The organism is Bradyrhizobium sp. SZCCHNS3002 (assembly GCF_032377435.1).
GTDB lineage: Bacteria > Pseudomonadota > Alphaproteobacteria > Rhizobiales > Xanthobacteraceae > Bradyrhizobium.
Genome location: NZ_JAUHHY010000005.1, coordinates 132,734 through 146,534, shown reverse-complemented (window position 1 = coordinate 146,534; position 13,801 = coordinate 132,734). Strand labels below are relative to the sequence as shown.

Below are 13,801 nucleotides of genomic sequence, written 5' to 3'. Positions count from 1 at the left end.
TGAGATCGGCGGGCGCGCTCATCGCTTCTTCGCCTTCGCGAGCTCCTTCACCAGAAACTCCGTCAGCACTTCGACCCGCGCGGGGCGCGGGCCGCCGGGCGGCATCACCAGGTGCATCGCGCCTTCCGGCTGGCTCCAGCCCTTCAGCACCACCTCGACCTCGCCCGACGCGATCGCGTCGCCCACGATGAAATCCGGCAGGTCTGCGATGCCGAGCCCGGCGCGCACCGCCGGCAACAGCGCCTCGCCATTGTTGACGCGCAGCTGTCCCGCCGGCCGCACGCTGGCCTGCTCGCCGGCCGCATTTGTGTAGTGCCAGACGCCAGCGGTGGAGAGATAGGCGTAGCCGAAGCATTTGTGCTCGGCGAGATGCATCGGGTGCGTCGGCCGACCGTGGCGCTTCAGATAGGACGGCGCCGCCACCGTGTAGCGCGGCATGGCGCAGAGCCGGCGCGCGAGCAGCGAGGAGTCCGGCAGCCGCGCGATGCGCAGTGCGAGATCGAAACCTTCGCCGATCAAATCGACGGTGGCGTCGCTCATGTGGAGGTCGATCGAGACCTCCGGATATTGCTCCAGGAACGCCGGCAGCAGCGGCGCGATCTTCTTGACGCCGAACGTCATCGGCACCGCGAAGCGCACCAGGCCGCGCGGCGTCAGCGACTGCGCGAGCGCCTCGGTCTCCGCCGCCTCGCCATCGGCGAGCAGCTGCGCGGCGCGTTCGGACAGCCGCTGACCGGCATCCGTCAGCGCCAGGCGCCGCGAGGTGCGGTTGAACAGCCGCGTGCCTAGACGCTCCTCCAGCCGGCTCACCGCCTTGGAGACGGAGGCCTTGGAGAGGCTCAGCTCCTGCGCGGCGCCGGCGAAGGAGCGCAGCTCGACGACCTTGGCGAAGATCGCCATCGCCTCGAAATCCGGAAGTCGCGCCATTCCTTCAAATCTCTCTTTTGGAAACAATATGTTTCAATAGTTTCTATTTCTATACTCCGGTCGCCGCCTTATTCCAATGCCCAACGGCACGGCGGCACCGGCCGACCGTTGCAACCACAGGAGCAGACCCATGATCGAACTGAAGCCCTTTGCGGCGCTGGGCGGCGCCGACCACGGCTGGCTCAAGGCCAAGCACCATTTCTCGTTCGCGAGCTACTACGACCCCAGCAACATGGGCCACGGCGCCCTGCGCGTCTGGAACGATGACGAGATCGCACCGAACACCGGCTTCCCCGCGCATCCCCATCGCAACATGGAGATCATCACCTATGTCCGCGAGGGCGCGATCACCCATCAGGACAGCCTCGGCAACAAGGGCCGCACCGAGGCCGGCGACGTCCAGGTGATGAGTGCGGGCAGCGGCATCCGCCACTCCGAGTACAATCTCGAGCCGACCACGACCCGGATCTTCCAGATCTGGATCGAGCCGACCACCGACGGCGGCCAGCCGACCTGGGGCGCCAAGCCGTTCCCGAAGTCCGATCGCTCCGGCAAGCTGGTGACGCTCGCGAGCGGCTTCGCAGATGACGGCGACGCGTTGCCGATCCGCGCCAAGGCACGCGTACTCGGCACCACGCTGAAGGCCGGCGAGACCGCCGAGTACGATGCCGACAAGGCCCGGCATATCTATCTCGTGCCTGCCGCCGGAAGCGTCGAAGTGAACGGCGTCCGCGTCAACGCTCGTGACGGCGCCGCCATCCGCGACGAGGCCACGCTGAAGATCACGGCGCTCGAAGATTCCGAACTGGTGCTGGTCGACGCCGCTTAAGTCTGTTTCGCGATCCCGGTCGGCTCTCCGGCCGGGACGCCCTCCCCGATCACTCGCATTCCCACGGAGACTTCCATGACCAAGGTTCTCGTTCTCTACTATTCCGCCTACGGCCACATCGAAGCGATGGCCAACGCCGTCGCCGAAGGCGCCCGCGAAGCCGGCGCCGCCGTCGACATCAAGCGCGTGCCGGAGCTCGTGCCCGCCGACGTCGCCAAGGCCTCGCACTACAAGCTCGACCAGGCCGCACCGATCGCCAAGGTCGAGGAGCTCGCCAACTATGACGCCATCATCGTCGGCACCGGCACCCGCTTCGGTCGCATGGCCTCGCAGATGGCCAACTTCCTCGACCAGGCCGGCGGCCTCTGGGCCAAGGGCGCGCTGAACGGCAAGGTCGGCGGCGCCTTCACCTCGACCGCGACCCAGCATGGCGGCCAGGAGGTCACGCTGTTCTCGATCATCACCAACCTCTTGCATTTCGGCATGACCATCGTCGGCCTCAACTACGGCTTCGCCGGCCAGATGAAGCTCGACGAGATCACCGGCGGCTCGCCCTATGGCGCGACCACCATCACTGGCGGCGACGGCAGCCGGCTGCCGAGCGAGAACGAGCTGGCGGGGGCGCGCTATCAAGGGCGCGTGATCGCCGAGACCGCAAAGAAGCTGCATGGCTGACGCGACTGGGGCGGCACTTCCGTCACCGAAGCGCCGCCCCATCTCGTCGGAAGAAAGTGAGGGAGTCCGCAATGCCCGCCATGCTCGAACTGGTGACGCTGGCCAGGCTGGCCCGCCATCCTCTGCAGATGATGGCGCGCCATTGGTACTGCAAGGGCCTTTACCGCGCGAGCCGCGGTCAGCGCCGCTGCCCGGAATGCACCGCTATAGCGGCTTGATCTGCACCTTCTTGAACTTCACGACGCCCGAGCCGTATTGCAGGGCGATCGGCCCCGCAGCATGCTTGCTGTCGTCGACGTCGACGGTCTTCTCGCCGTTGAGCATCACGGTCAGCCGCGTGCCCTTGGCGGTGATCTCGTAGGTGTTCCACTTGCCGCCGGCCTTCGGCATCGGATCGACCTTGGACACGTCGACGATGGCGCCGGTGCCGTATTTCGGATCGGGCCGCTTGTCGAAGATGTTGACCTCGTAGCAGATGTTGGAGTCGATCTTCGTCGACTGGTCGCAACGGATGAAGATGCCGCTGTTGGCGGCGTCGTCGACCCAGAACTCGGCCTTGATCTGGAAATCCTTGTAGCTGGCCTTGGTGACCAGATAGGACGGATCCTTGCCGTCGAGCTTGTCGGCCATCAGCACGCCGTCCTTCGCCTCCCAATTGGCCTTGCCGACCTCGGCGAATTCGACCTTCTTGTCACCGTCGACCAGGGTCACCCAGCCGTCATCGGCGAATGCCGTCCCCCAGCTCGCGCCCGCAATCAACAGTCCGGCCGCAAGCCCGCACAAGCGATACCGCATCGAAACGCCTCCCCGTTTTTGTTTGGTTCGCCGCCACGATAGCAAAGCGCCGGACGAAGCAAACGGGTTTCGATGCTGCATCTGCTCTCTCGTCGAACTACACCGCCGTCGCGCGCGCAAAATCGACATAGATCTCGCGCAGCCGCGCCGCGACCGGGCCAGGCTTGCCGTCGCCGACCGGCTTGCCGTCGATCGTGACCACCGGCTGCACGAACGAGCTCGCGCTGGTGATGAAGGCCTCCTTCGCCGCGAGCGCCTCCTCCACGGTGAACAGCCGCTCCTCGACCTTGAGCTGACGCTCCTCGGCGAGCTTCACCACCGCCTTGCGGGTGCAGCCCGGCAGGATCGCGTTGGAGTTCGGCCTGGTGACGATGACGTCGTCCTTGGTCAGGATGAAGGCGGAGGACGAGCCGCCCTCGGTCACGTGACCATCCTCGACCATCCAGGCCTCTCCAGCGCCGGCGGCCGCAGCCGCCTGCTTCGCCAGCACCTGCGCCAGCAGCGCGACGCTCTTGATGTCGCGCCGCGCCCAGCGGATGTCGGGCACGGTGATGACGCCGATGCCCGCCGTCGCCGAGGGTGCATCGACGATGTTCTTGGCGGTCACGAACATCACCAGCGTCGGCTTGACGTCGCCTTTCGGAAACGGGAAGTCGCGGCCCTTGTCAGCGCCCCGCGTGACCTGCAGATAGACCATGCCCTGGTCGAGCCGGTTGCGCGCGACCAGCTCCTTCTGCAGCGCCTCGATTCGCGCCAGGCTCTCCGGCAGCGCCAGCCCGATCTCGCCGACCGAGCGCTCCAGCCGGGCGAGGTGCGAGGCGCTGTCGACCAGCTTGCCGTCAAGCACCGCCGCCACCTCATAGATGCCGTCGGCGAACAGGAAGCCGCGATCGAGCACCGAGACCTTGGCCTCGGACAGGGGCACGAAGGCGCCGTTGACGTAAGCGATGGGGTCCAAGGCGGTATCTCCTTTCTCATCAGCGCACGCATAGTCCTTAGCATGCGCCGATCGTTTCTCTCGCCGTCATTCCGGGGCGATGCGCAGCATCGAACCCGGAATGACGGGTCTAACTAGTGCGACAAAATCTTCGACAAGAACTGCTGCGCGCGCTCGCTGCGGGGCTGGCCGAAGAACTCATCCTTCTTGGCGTCCTCGACGATCTCGCCGCGGTCCATGAAGATGACGCGGTGGGCGACCTTCCTGGCAAAGCCCATCTCGTGGGTCACGACCATCATGGTCATGCCCTCGCGGGCGAGATCGACCATGACGTCGAGCACCTCGCTGATCATCTCCGGATCGAGCGCCGAGGTCGGCTCGTCGAACAGCATAGCGATCGGGTCCATGGCGAGCGCACGCGCGATCGCGACACGCTGCTGCTGGCCGCCCGAGAGCTGCGCCGGAAATTTCTGCGCCTGCTCCTTCAGCCCGACGCGCTCCAGCAGCTTCATGCCCTTGGCGGTCGCTTCCTCGTGGCCGCGCCCCAGCACCTTCTGCTGGGCGAGGCAGAGATTTTCGATGATCTTCAGATGCGGAAACAGCTCGAAATGCTGGAACACCATGCCGACGCCCGAGCGCAGCTTCGGCAGGTTGGTCTTGGGATCATTGACCTTGAGACCATCGATCGTGATCGTGCCGTCCTGGAACGGCTCCAGCGCGTTGACGCATTTGATGAGGGTCGACTTGCCGGAGCCGGAGGGACCGCAGACCACCACCACCTCGCCCTTGGCGACCGATGTCGTGCAGTCCTTCAGCACCTGGAAGCTCGGGCTGTACCATTTGTTGACGTGGCTGATTTCGATCATGGGAGACGACTACCTGATGATGGCGATGCGCGACTGCAGGCGGCGGACGCCGTAGGACGCGATGCAGGAGATGGTGAAGTAGATCAGGGCCGCGAACAGATACATCTCGACCAGCCGGCCGTCGCGCTGCGCGACCTTGGAGGCGGCGCCGAGGAAGTCCGGGATCGAGAGCACGTAGACCAGCGAAGTGTCCTGGAACAGCACGATGGTCTGGGTCAGCAGCACCGGCAGCATGTTGCGGAACGCCTGCGGCAGCACGACGTAGCGCATGGTCTGCGCATAGGTCAGTCCGAGCGCCGAGGCCGCGGCCGGCTGACCGCGCGAGATCGACTGGATGCCGGCGCGCATGATCTCGGAGAAATACGCCGCCTCGAACATGATGAAGGTGATCAGCGAGGAGGCGAAGGCGCCGACCTTGATCGGCCGCGACGATCCGGTGATCCACTGCCCGATATAGGGGACCAGGAAGTAGAACCAGAAGATCACCAGCACCAGCGGCAGCGAGCGCATGAAGTCGACATAGAGCCCGGCGATCCAGCCCATCACGCGATAGCCGGACAGCCGCATCAGCGCGATCATGGTGCCGAAGACGAGACCGCCAAAAGCCGACAGCGCGGTCAGCGTCAAGGTGAAGGTCATGCCGTCGATGAACAGGTAGCTCAGCGAGCGGCGGATGACGTCGAAATCGAAATTGGCCAGCATCTCATTTGCCCGTGATGTAGCCAGGGATCGCCACCGCGCGCTCCAGCAGGCGCATGCCGATCACGACGATGACGTTGATGACGAGATACATCAGCGTTGCGGCGCTGAACGCCTCGAACACCTGGAAGGAGAATTCCTGCATCTCGCGGGCGGCGCCCGTCAGCTCGATCAGACCGATCGTGATCGCCACGGCGCTGTTCTTGACCGTGTTGAGAAATTCGGACGTCAGCGGCGGCAGGATGATGCGGAAGGCCATCGGCAGCAGCACGTAGCGATAGGCCTGCAAGGTGGTGAGGCCGAGCGCGGTCGCCGCCATCATCTGGCCGCGCGGCAGCGAGCCGATGCCGGCCGCGAGCTGCACCGCGACGCGCGCCGACATGAACAGCCCGATGCCGACCGCGGCCGTATAGAACGGCGCATTCGGCATCTGTTTCAGCCACAGGCCGGCGGTTCGCGGCAGCAGCTCCGGCAGCACGAAGAACCACAGGAACAGCTGCACCAGCAGCGGCATGTTGCGGAAGAACTCGACATAGACGAAGCCGATCCAGGTCGCCAATTTCGAGGGCAGACTGCGCAGGATGCCGACGATCGTGCCGCAGATCAGCGCGATCACCCAGGCCGACAGCGAGGTCACGATGGTGACCTTCAGCCCCGACAGCAGCATGTCGAAATAGGTTCCGGCCCCGGTCGGGTTCGGCTCCAGGAAGATGTGCCAGTTCCAGGTGTAGTTCACGGGGGTGTCCTGAAGTGATAGCTCGCGGTCGGTTTACGCAATGTCGCCACGAGCGACACTGCGCTCCCCTCCCCCCGCGCGAAGCGGGGAGGGGGCGGGGTGGGGGTCTCAGCAAAGACTGCCCCTGCGGGCCCCCCTCCCCAACCCTCCCCCACAAGGGGGGAGGGAGCGCACCGGCGTCGCGGCACGAGCTTAATGCGACTTCACCTTACGGCTTGTACGAATCCGGATCCGGCGAGTCCGACGGCTTGGCGAACTCGGCCTTCAGCTCGGCCGAGATCGGGGTGTTCAGGTTCAGGCCCTTCGGCGGGATCTTCTGCATGAACCACTTGTCATACAGCTTGGCGCCCTCGCCGCTGGTGTAGATCTTGGCGGTCGCGGCATCGACGACCTTCTTGAACTGCGGATCGTCCTTGCGGAGCATGATGCCGTAGGGCTCCGGCTTGGAGAACGCATCCTTGGAGATGACGTAGGCGGCCGGATCCTTGGAGCTAGCGACGAGGCTCGACAGCAGGATGTCGTCCATCACGAAGGCCACGGCGCGATCGGTCTCGACCATCAGGAAGGCTTCGGCGTGATCCTTGGCCGGGATGATGTTGATCCCAAGATTGCGTGCGGCATTGGCTTCGGTGAGCTGCTTGATGTTGGTGGTGCCGGCAGTCGACACGACCGTCTTGCCCTTCAGATCATCAATCTTGTTGATGTTGCTCGACTTCTTCGAGACGTAGCGGCTCGCCGTCAGGAAGTGGGTGTTGGTGAAGGAGATCTGCTTCTGGCGCTCGGCATTGTTGGTGGTGGAGCCGCATTCCAGATCGATGGTGCCGTTGGCGAGCAGCGGGATGCGGGTCGACGACGTCACCGGATTGAGCTTCACGTCGAGCTTGTCGAGCTTGAGCTCCTTTTTCACGGCATCGACGATGCCCATGCAGATGTCGATGGCAAAGCCGATCGGCTTCTGATTGTCGTCGAGATAGGAGAACGGGATCGAGGAGTCGCGCACGCCCAGCGTGATCGCACCGGTCTCCTTGATGTTCTTCAGGGTCCCCGTCAGGTCCTCGGCCTGCACCTGGCCGGCGCAGAGCGCGGCGGCGACGGCAAGACCGAATAGGCGAAGCTGCTTCATAACTGATCTCCTCAATCCGGCTGATCGCCGGATGCTTGCATAAACCACAGCGAACTCAAAATGGCCCCCGCCCCCGGACGATCTCCGGCCGGACGAGCGCGGGCACCATAGACCGCCCCGCGGCGGGAAGTTCTCGGACGCTTGCGACAAATTGCCTGTCCCGCGTCCCCTTCGACAAGACGTTCGGGCTGAAACGGCAGCGCCGAACGTCGGGATGGTAAACTACGATCAGCTCGCATGCCCCGCGACCAGACGAAAGTTGCAGGCGGACGGTTCCCGCACGCGGCACGCCCCTCACTCCGGCTCAGGCGGCGGGAGGTGAGCACCAATGATGCCAGGCGATGTGTGCTCATGCCTCCTTCTCGGTTCACAGCGGCTTCCGCAATTCGCCAAGATCCCAGAACAGCCCGGCCATCAGGCCGAGCGCCTCCTCCGTGACATCCAGCAGAATGTGCTCATCCGGCGCGTGCTGCGAGCAGCCCGGATAGGAATGCGGCACCCACATGGTCGGCATCTTCAACACGTCGGCAAACACGTCATTGGGCAGCGAGCCGCCGAAGTTCGGCAGCACGGCGGGCGCCTTGCCGGTGCTCATCTTGATGGAATCCGCGGCCCATTTGATCCAGGGACTGTCGATGTCGGCGCGCGAGGCCATGAAGCCCTGCGTCATGCTGACCTCGATCATCGGGAAGCCGTGCGCAACGAGGTGGTTCTTCACGTCCTCCACGATGCTGTCGACCTTGGTGCCGACGACGAAACGCAGCTGCAGCACGGCACGGGCGCGGCCCGGGATCGCATTCGCCGGCTTGTCGATATTGCCGGAGGAGATCGCCAGCACCTCGAGCGTATTCCAGGCATAGAGCCGCTCCGCCGGCGTCAGCCCGTCCTCGCCCCAATTGTCGGACAGCGCCGGCTCGTCGGCGGTCGGCTCGACCTTCACGTCGGCGAGGATGGCGCGGATGGCGTTGGTGAGGCGCGGCGGCTTCAGCGACTCCAGCTTGATGCGGCCCTGGCCGTCGACCAGCGTGGAAATGGCGTTGGCGAGAATGGTCGCGGGATTGGCGAGCACGCCGCCCCAATTGCCGGAATGATTGCCGCCCTCGCGCAGGTTGACGTCGAGATGCAGCCGGATGCCGCCGCGGCAGCCGAGAAAGATGGTGGGGCGCGCGGTCGACAGCCGTGGGCCGTCCGAGCCGATGAAGACGTCGGCCTTCAAGGCGTCGCGATGCCGGTCGGCCACCTCTGCGAGATCGGGCGAGCCGATCTCCTCGCCCATCTCGATGATGAATTTGGCATTGAAGCCGAGCTTGCCGCCGCGGGCCTCGCGCACCGCGCGCAGCGCCGCCATGTTGATGCTGTGCTGGCCCTTGTTGTCGGCCGTGCCGCGGCCGTAGAGGCGGTTGCCGTCCGGCGTCACCGCCCAGGGATCGCGCCCGTCGCGCCATTCGCCGGCCATGCCGTCGACGGTGTCGCCGTGGCCATAGCTGAGCATCGTCGGGGCGCTGTCGCTCTCGTGGTAGGTCGCGATCAGGAACGGCGACTTGCCGCTCGGCGAGGGCACGATCTCGGAGGAAAAGCCGAGCGCGGCAAAGGACGGCGTCAGCTCGTTGGTCAGATACGCCGCGAGGTCGTCCTTGCGCTCGGGATTGAGGCTCTCGGTGCGATAGGCGACCCGGCGGCCGAGCTCGGCCAGGAAGTCACCGCTCGTCAGGCTCTGACGGGCACGGGCGATTGCATCAATCCTGGTCATGGCGCTTTTCCAGTCACAACGAAGGCGGCGTCATATCGGGATCGTGGGCGGAGCGAAAGAGGCTGGGTTTGAATTCAATGGGTCAGCGCATGCGTCTCGGATTATGGAACTGCCATGCCTGGGACTTGACGCGTCGGGCAGCATTGTCGCCGTCCCCGACTTACGCGCTCTCGTTCTCGCGGTGCGGTCGAGCACCCGAGCTATTGGCATGAACACCCTCACGAGACGGAGGGCGCGGGGAATGCCGGGTGAAGGCCTCACCCATGGCCCGCCTGCAGAAAGAAAAGCAGGCGGCAGTCACCACAGGTTCAGCCGAACATCCGGCATTCCCCGCGCGACGGTTTTCACGCTTATAGCGCGCTCTCCCCGGTGTCCGGCTCGATAGCCACCGTCGTCTGCGGGATCATCACCCGCGGACTTGGCGCCAGCATCGGGGCGCCAGGACCACACGCCTTCACGTCCGCAACCTGCCGTTCGTCGGCGCGGGTCTCCCCACGCTGCGGCATGCCGACAGCCGTCGCATCCCACCTCGCGTGTCGTGACGATCGCGATGCGCCCCTCCGTGTGAGGCGGGATTTCGGGAATAAAGCACATCTTCGGATATTCGTAAAGAATTTTCTCGCGGCTTCTCCGCCCGCCGCCTCCTTCGAGACGCCCGCCTGCGGCGGGCTCCTCAGGACGAGGACCGAGCTTGTGGCGAAATCCTAACCTCATGGCTGGCGAGATCTCCCACCCTCATGGTGAGGAGCGCCGCTTCCCCCGGATGGTCGTGACCGAGCGAGCAGGTCGCCGCGGATGAGGTGCGGCGCGTCTCGAACCATCAGGCCGAGCTGTTCAATTCACCGCATTGCTCACCATCACCTCGATCAGCTTCGTGCCCGGCCGCCGGAAGGCCTCCGACAGCACCGACTTCAACTCACTGGGATCGCTGACGCGCAGTGACTCGCAGCCCAGCGATCTTGCCATCCCGGCGAAGTCCACCGGCGGATCGGCGAAATCCATGCCGATATAGTTGTCGTCGCCGTGGAACGACAGCAGCCGCTGCTTGATGATGCGATAGCCGCCATTGTTGACGATGACGACGGAGAGCGGCAGCTTGTGGTGAGCCGCGGTCCACAGCGCCTGGATCGAGTACATCGCACTGCCGTCGCCGGAGTAGCACACCACGGGACGGTCGGGATTGGCGAGGCTGACGCCGACCGAGGCCGGCAGGCCCCAGCCGATGCCACCCGACGCGAGGCCGTGATAGTTGTAGCGGTCGCGGTACGGCCAAAGCGCCGTCATGTAGCGCGCCGAGGTCAGGCCCTCGTCGACCAGGATGCCGTGCTCCGGCATCGCCTCGGCGACCTGCAGCGCCAGATAGTCCGGATCGATCGGCATCCGCTCGCGCGCCGCTTCGATCTGCGCGGCCAGCGTGCGGCACCGCGCGCTCCAGTTCTTCGCGGACAATTCGGCCACGCGCTCCTGCGCACGCGCCTGCAAGGCCGCGCCGCCGAGGTCGCGCAAGAGCGGCGTGAGCTGAAGCAGCGTCTCGCGAACGTCGGCCTTGAGCGCGATCTCGGCGCCGAAATTCTTTCCCAGTTCCCAATCGACGAGGCCGATCTGCACGATCGGCAAGCCCTCGGGCAGCGGCTCGATCTCGCTGTGGACGGACATCCGCAAGGGGTCGGCGCCGAGCACGATGAGAAGATCGTGGGGTGCAAGCAGGTCGCGGACCTGCTTCTGCGCGCGCGACAATGAACCGATGTAGCAGGGATGCTCGGACAGGAAATGCGCGCCATAGGGTGCGGACTGCTGATGCACGGGAGCGCCGAGCGCCGACGCGAACTCGGCCGCGGCCTGCAGCGCATCGCTCTTGACGATCTCGTCGCCGGTGATGATCACTGGCCGCTGCGCCTTCAAAATGCGCTGCGCAAGCCCCTGCAACGCGTCCGCGGCCGGCAACACGCGCGCATCGACACGGGTGGAACGGCCGAGCTCGATGCCGGCTTCGGCGTTGAGGATATCGCCGGGCAGCGAGATGAAGACGGGCCCGGTCGGCGGCGTGGTCGCGACCTTGGCGGCGCGCCTGACGATGCGCGGCAGGTCTTCCAGCCTCGTCACCTCGACCGCCCATTTCACCAGCGGCTCGGCCATCCGCACCAGCGGGCCGTAGAGCAATGGCTCCATGAGGCCGTGGCCCTGCTCCTGCTGGCCGGCGGTGAGGATCATCGGCGTGCCGGTGAACTGCGCGTTGTAGAGCGAGCCCATCGCATTGCCGAGACCCGGCGCGACGTGGACGTTGCAGGCGACGAGGCGGCCCGAGGCACGGCTGAAGCCGTCGGCGATCGCCACCACCAGGCTCTCCTGCATCGCCATGACATAGGTGAGATCTGGATGATCCTTCAGCGCATGCATGACGGGCAGCTCGGTGGTGCCGGGATTGCCGAACAGATGCGTGATGCCCTCGTCCTTGAGCAGCGCGAGGAAGGCCGAACGTCCGGTGGTGCGGTTTTTCATGTTGCAGTTCCTCCGGCGACGCGGTGTTGTTTGTTGGTGCAAGCCCTCACCACGTCATGGCCGGGCTTGTCCCGGCCATCCACGTCGGTCGGCACGCTTGGATGGACGTGGATGCCCGGGACAAGCCCGGGCATGACGATGTGGAAAGAGACGAGCGAAGAGCGTCGATCATCATACGCTTCGCTTCTCGCAATGACGTGGAGAGAGCGGAGGCTACGCCTCGGCTGTCTCCTGATACACCGGATAGTCCGTGTAGCCCTTCTCCTCGCCGCCGTAGAAGGTCGGTCGGTGATAGGGCGTCAAGGGCCAGCCGTGCTGCAGGCGTGCCGGCAGGTCCGGATTGCTGATGAAGTAGCGACCGAAGGCGATGGCGTCGGCATGGCCCGCCTTGATCGCCGCCTCCGCCGGCTCGCCGGTAAAGCCGCCGGCGCCGATCAGCACGCCCTTCCAGATCGGACGGAACAGCGCCAGCGCCGACGGCACGTTCTGCCAGTTGACGTCGGCGCGGCCGGCGCCGGAGGAGCGCGGCTCGATCAGGTGCAGATAGGCGATGCCCAGCTTGTCGAGCGCCTCGATCGCATGGGTGTAGAGCGGCATCGGGTCGGCTTCGCCGGAGCCGTTGGCGATGCCATAGGGCGACAGCCGCACGCCGACCTTGTCGGCGCCGCAGGCGGCGATCACCGCCTCGGTGACCTCGAGCAGAAATCGGCAGCGGTTCTCGATGGAGCCGCCATAGCGGTCGGTGCGCTGGTTGCTGCGGGTCTGCAGGAACTGCTCGATCAGATAGCCGTTCGCGCCGTGCACCTCGACGCCGTCGAAGCCGGCGGCCATCGCATTGCGCGCGGCCTGGCCATAGGCGGCGACAAGCGCGGGGATCTCGTCGGTGTCGAGCGCGCGCGGCGTCTCGTAAGCTGCGCCTTTGCCTTCCGCCGTCATCGCCTTGAGATCGTCGCCGATCGCGATCGCCGACGGCGCCACCGGCAACGCACCGCCCGGCTGGAACGAGGAATGCGAGACGCGGCCGACATGCCAGAGCTGCAGGAAGATGAATCCGCCCTTGGCATGCACGGCGTCGACGACCTGCCTCCAGCCGGCGATCTGTGCCGTGCTATAGATGCCCGGCACGTTCGGGCTACCGGTGCCGGTCGGCGCGACCGGCGAGGCCTCGGCGATGATCAGCCCGCCCGGCGTGGCGCGCTGCGCATAATAGTCGACGTTGAGCGGCCGCGGCGCGAGCGTCTCCTTTGCGGCGCGCATGCGGGTCAACGGCGCCATCACGACGCGATGCTTGAGGTGATAAGGACCGATCGTGAGCGGTGAAAACAGCGCAGGCAGCATTTCGTCCCCAGATGTCGTTGCGATTGTCGATTGGCATCATCTTGTTCGCAAAACATGATGGTGGCAATGTCCGCCCCACGTCAGTATGAGCAGACCCTCCATGCCGAAAGCGAACGCCCTGCCCTCGCTCAGCCTGCGCATCGATCTCGATGACGGCAGCCGGATCGGGCCGGGCAAGATCGCGCTTCTGGAGAACATCGCGCGGCACGGCTCGATCTCAGCGGCCGGGCGCGCGATGGACATGTCCTACAAGCGGGCCTGGGACCTCGTCGACGAGATCAACCGGGTATGCCGGCAGCCCGCGGTCGCGCGGCAGACCGGCGGCCGCAATGGCGGTGGCGCGGCGCTGACGGCGTTCGGCGCGCAGCTGGTCGAACGTTACCGGCGCATCGAGCGCGACGCGGCCAATGCCGTGAAGAAGGATCTCGCCGCGCTCCGCAGCGACATCGAGAAGCCAAGGAAGGCCCGCGGGGTCAGGGCCGCGTCGTAAGCCGGTTCCAGCCGACGCGGTGCATCTGTGACCGGACTGATGCGCCTCGCGTTGTAGCCGCAAAAAACCCGTCTTGCCGTCAGCGGGATGATCTTGCAGCCGCGCCGGGACATCATACACCAGCATCTCATCGTCAT

At 65.6% G+C, this 13,801-nt stretch carries 14 protein-coding genes; 4 read left to right on the top strand and 10 right to left on the bottom strand.

Going from position 1 to position 13,801, the window contains the following annotated elements:
• Positions 1-18: 18 nt before the first annotated feature.
• Entirely contained in the window at positions 19-927 is a 909-nt protein-coding gene (locus tag QW845_RS12485; protein WP_315801882.1) for a LysR family transcriptional regulator, read from the bottom strand.
• 130 nt (positions 928-1,057) lie between these two features.
• Between QW845_RS12485 and QW845_RS12480 the strand changes: the two genes are divergently transcribed.
• The 3 genes from QW845_RS12480 (at position 1,058) to QW845_RS12470 (ending at position 2,649) form a co-directional block, all read left to right on the top strand.
• On the top strand, positions 1,058-1,756 hold the full coding sequence (locus QW845_RS12480) for a pirin family protein (RefSeq protein ID WP_315801881.1): 699 nt from the start codon (positions 1,058-1,060) through the stop codon (positions 1,754-1,756).
• A 75-nt stretch (positions 1,757-1,831) separates the two neighbouring features.
• Complete coding sequence (wrbA, locus tag QW845_RS12475; RefSeq protein WP_315801880.1) at positions 1,832-2,431, top strand: NAD(P)H:quinone oxidoreductase; 600 nt, start codon at positions 1,832-1,834, stop codon at positions 2,429-2,431.
• A 71-nt stretch (positions 2,432-2,502) separates the two neighbouring features.
• Positions 2,503-2,649, top strand: coding sequence for a hypothetical protein (locus tag QW845_RS12470; protein ID WP_315801879.1), 147 nt, complete (start codon positions 2,503-2,505; stop codon positions 2,647-2,649).
• Here QW845_RS12470 and QW845_RS12465 read toward each other — a convergent pair.
• The 9 genes from QW845_RS12465 to QW845_RS12425 form a co-directional block, all read right to left on the bottom strand.
• Positions 2,636-3,226, bottom strand: a complete 591-nt coding sequence (locus tag QW845_RS12465) for a DUF1080 domain-containing protein (protein ID WP_315801878.1) — start codon at positions 3,224-3,226, stop codon at positions 2,636-2,638. The genes QW845_RS12470 and QW845_RS12465 overlap by 14 nt on opposite strands.
• 97 nt (positions 3,227-3,323) lie before the next feature.
• Entirely contained in the window at positions 3,324-4,184 is an 861-nt protein-coding gene (locus tag QW845_RS12460; RefSeq protein ID WP_315801877.1) for a D-amino-acid transaminase, read from the bottom strand.
• 113 nt (positions 4,185-4,297) lie between these two features.
• Entirely contained in the window at positions 4,298-5,029 is a 732-nt protein-coding gene (locus QW845_RS12455; RefSeq protein ID WP_315801876.1) for an amino acid ABC transporter ATP-binding protein, read from the bottom strand.
• Between the two features lie 9 nt (positions 5,030-5,038).
• Positions 5,039-5,731 (bottom strand): amino acid ABC transporter permease, encoded by a 693-nt coding sequence (locus QW845_RS12450; protein WP_315801875.1) that lies wholly within the window; start codon positions 5,729-5,731, stop codon positions 5,039-5,041.
• Between the two features lies 1 nt (position 5,732).
• Positions 5,733-6,464 (bottom strand): amino acid ABC transporter permease, encoded by a 732-nt coding sequence (locus QW845_RS12445; RefSeq protein WP_315801874.1) that lies wholly within the window; start codon positions 6,462-6,464, stop codon positions 5,733-5,735.
• Between the two features lie 208 nt (positions 6,465-6,672).
• Positions 6,673-7,587 carry an amino acid ABC transporter substrate-binding protein gene (locus QW845_RS12440; protein ID WP_315801873.1) on the bottom strand — a complete coding sequence of 305 codons (915 nt, stop codon included), beginning with the start codon at positions 7,585-7,587 and terminating at the stop codon, positions 6,673-6,675.
• Between the two features lie 367 nt (positions 7,588-7,954).
• Complete coding sequence (locus QW845_RS12435) at positions 7,955-9,337, bottom strand: M20 family metallopeptidase (RefSeq protein WP_315801872.1); 1,383 nt, start codon at positions 9,335-9,337, stop codon at positions 7,955-7,957.
• 834 nt (positions 9,338-10,171) lie between these two features.
• Positions 10,172-11,836: a thiamine pyrophosphate-binding protein gene (locus tag QW845_RS12430; RefSeq protein WP_315801871.1), complete on the bottom strand. Its 1,665-nt coding sequence runs from the start codon at positions 11,834-11,836 to the stop codon at positions 10,172-10,174.
• Positions 11,837-12,049: 213 nt separating this feature from the next.
• On the bottom strand, positions 12,050-13,174 hold the full coding sequence (locus QW845_RS12425; protein ID WP_315801870.1) for an alkene reductase: 1,125 nt from the start codon (positions 13,172-13,174) through the stop codon (positions 12,050-12,052).
• A 100-nt stretch (positions 13,175-13,274) separates the two neighbouring features.
• Here QW845_RS12425 and QW845_RS12420 point away from each other — a divergent pair, with 100 nt between their 5' ends.
• On the top strand, positions 13,275-13,664 hold the full coding sequence (locus QW845_RS12420) for a winged helix-turn-helix domain-containing protein (RefSeq protein ID WP_315801869.1): 390 nt from the start codon (positions 13,275-13,277) through the stop codon (positions 13,662-13,664).
• Positions 13,665-13,801 lie beyond the last annotated feature (137 nt).

Bases quoted from the DNA above. Each gene is read 5' to 3' on its own strand.
- QW845_RS12485 (WP_315801882.1), bottom strand. From the start codon at position 927: ATGGCGCGACTTCCGGATTTCGAGGCGATGGCGATCTTCGCCAAGGTC.
- QW845_RS12480 (WP_315801881.1), top strand. From the start codon at position 1,058: ATGATCGAACTGAAGCCCTTTGCGGCGCTGGGCGGCGCCGACCACGGC.
- wrbA (WP_315801880.1), top strand. From the start codon at position 1,832: ATGACCAAGGTTCTCGTTCTCTACTATTCCGCCTACGGCCACATCGAA.
- QW845_RS12470 (WP_315801879.1), top strand. From the start codon at position 2,503: ATGCCCGCCATGCTCGAACTGGTGACGCTGGCCAGGCTGGCCCGCCAT.
- QW845_RS12465 (WP_315801878.1), bottom strand. From the start codon at position 3,226: ATGCGGTATCGCTTGTGCGGGCTTGCGGCCGGACTGTTGATTGCGGGC.
- QW845_RS12455 (WP_315801876.1), bottom strand. From the start codon at position 5,029: ATGATCGAAATCAGCCACGTCAACAAATGGTACAGCCCGAGCTTCCAG.
- QW845_RS12450 (WP_315801875.1), bottom strand. From the start codon at position 5,731: ATGCTGGCCAATTTCGATTTCGACGTCATCCGCCGCTCGCTGAGCTAC.
- QW845_RS12440 (WP_315801873.1), bottom strand. From the start codon at position 7,587: ATGAAGCAGCTTCGCCTATTCGGTCTTGCCGTCGCCGCCGCGCTCTGC.
- QW845_RS12435 (WP_315801872.1), bottom strand. From the start codon at position 9,337: ATGACCAGGATTGATGCAATCGCCCGTGCCCGTCAGAGCCTGACGAGC.
- QW845_RS12430 (WP_315801871.1), bottom strand. From the start codon at position 11,836: ATGAAAAACCGCACCACCGGACGTTCGGCCTTCCTCGCGCTGCTCAAG.
- QW845_RS12425 (WP_315801870.1), bottom strand. From the start codon at position 13,174: ATGCTGCCTGCGCTGTTTTCACCGCTCACGATCGGTCCTTATCACCTC.
- QW845_RS12420 (WP_315801869.1), top strand. From the start codon at position 13,275: ATGCCGAAAGCGAACGCCCTGCCCTCGCTCAGCCTGCGCATCGATCTC.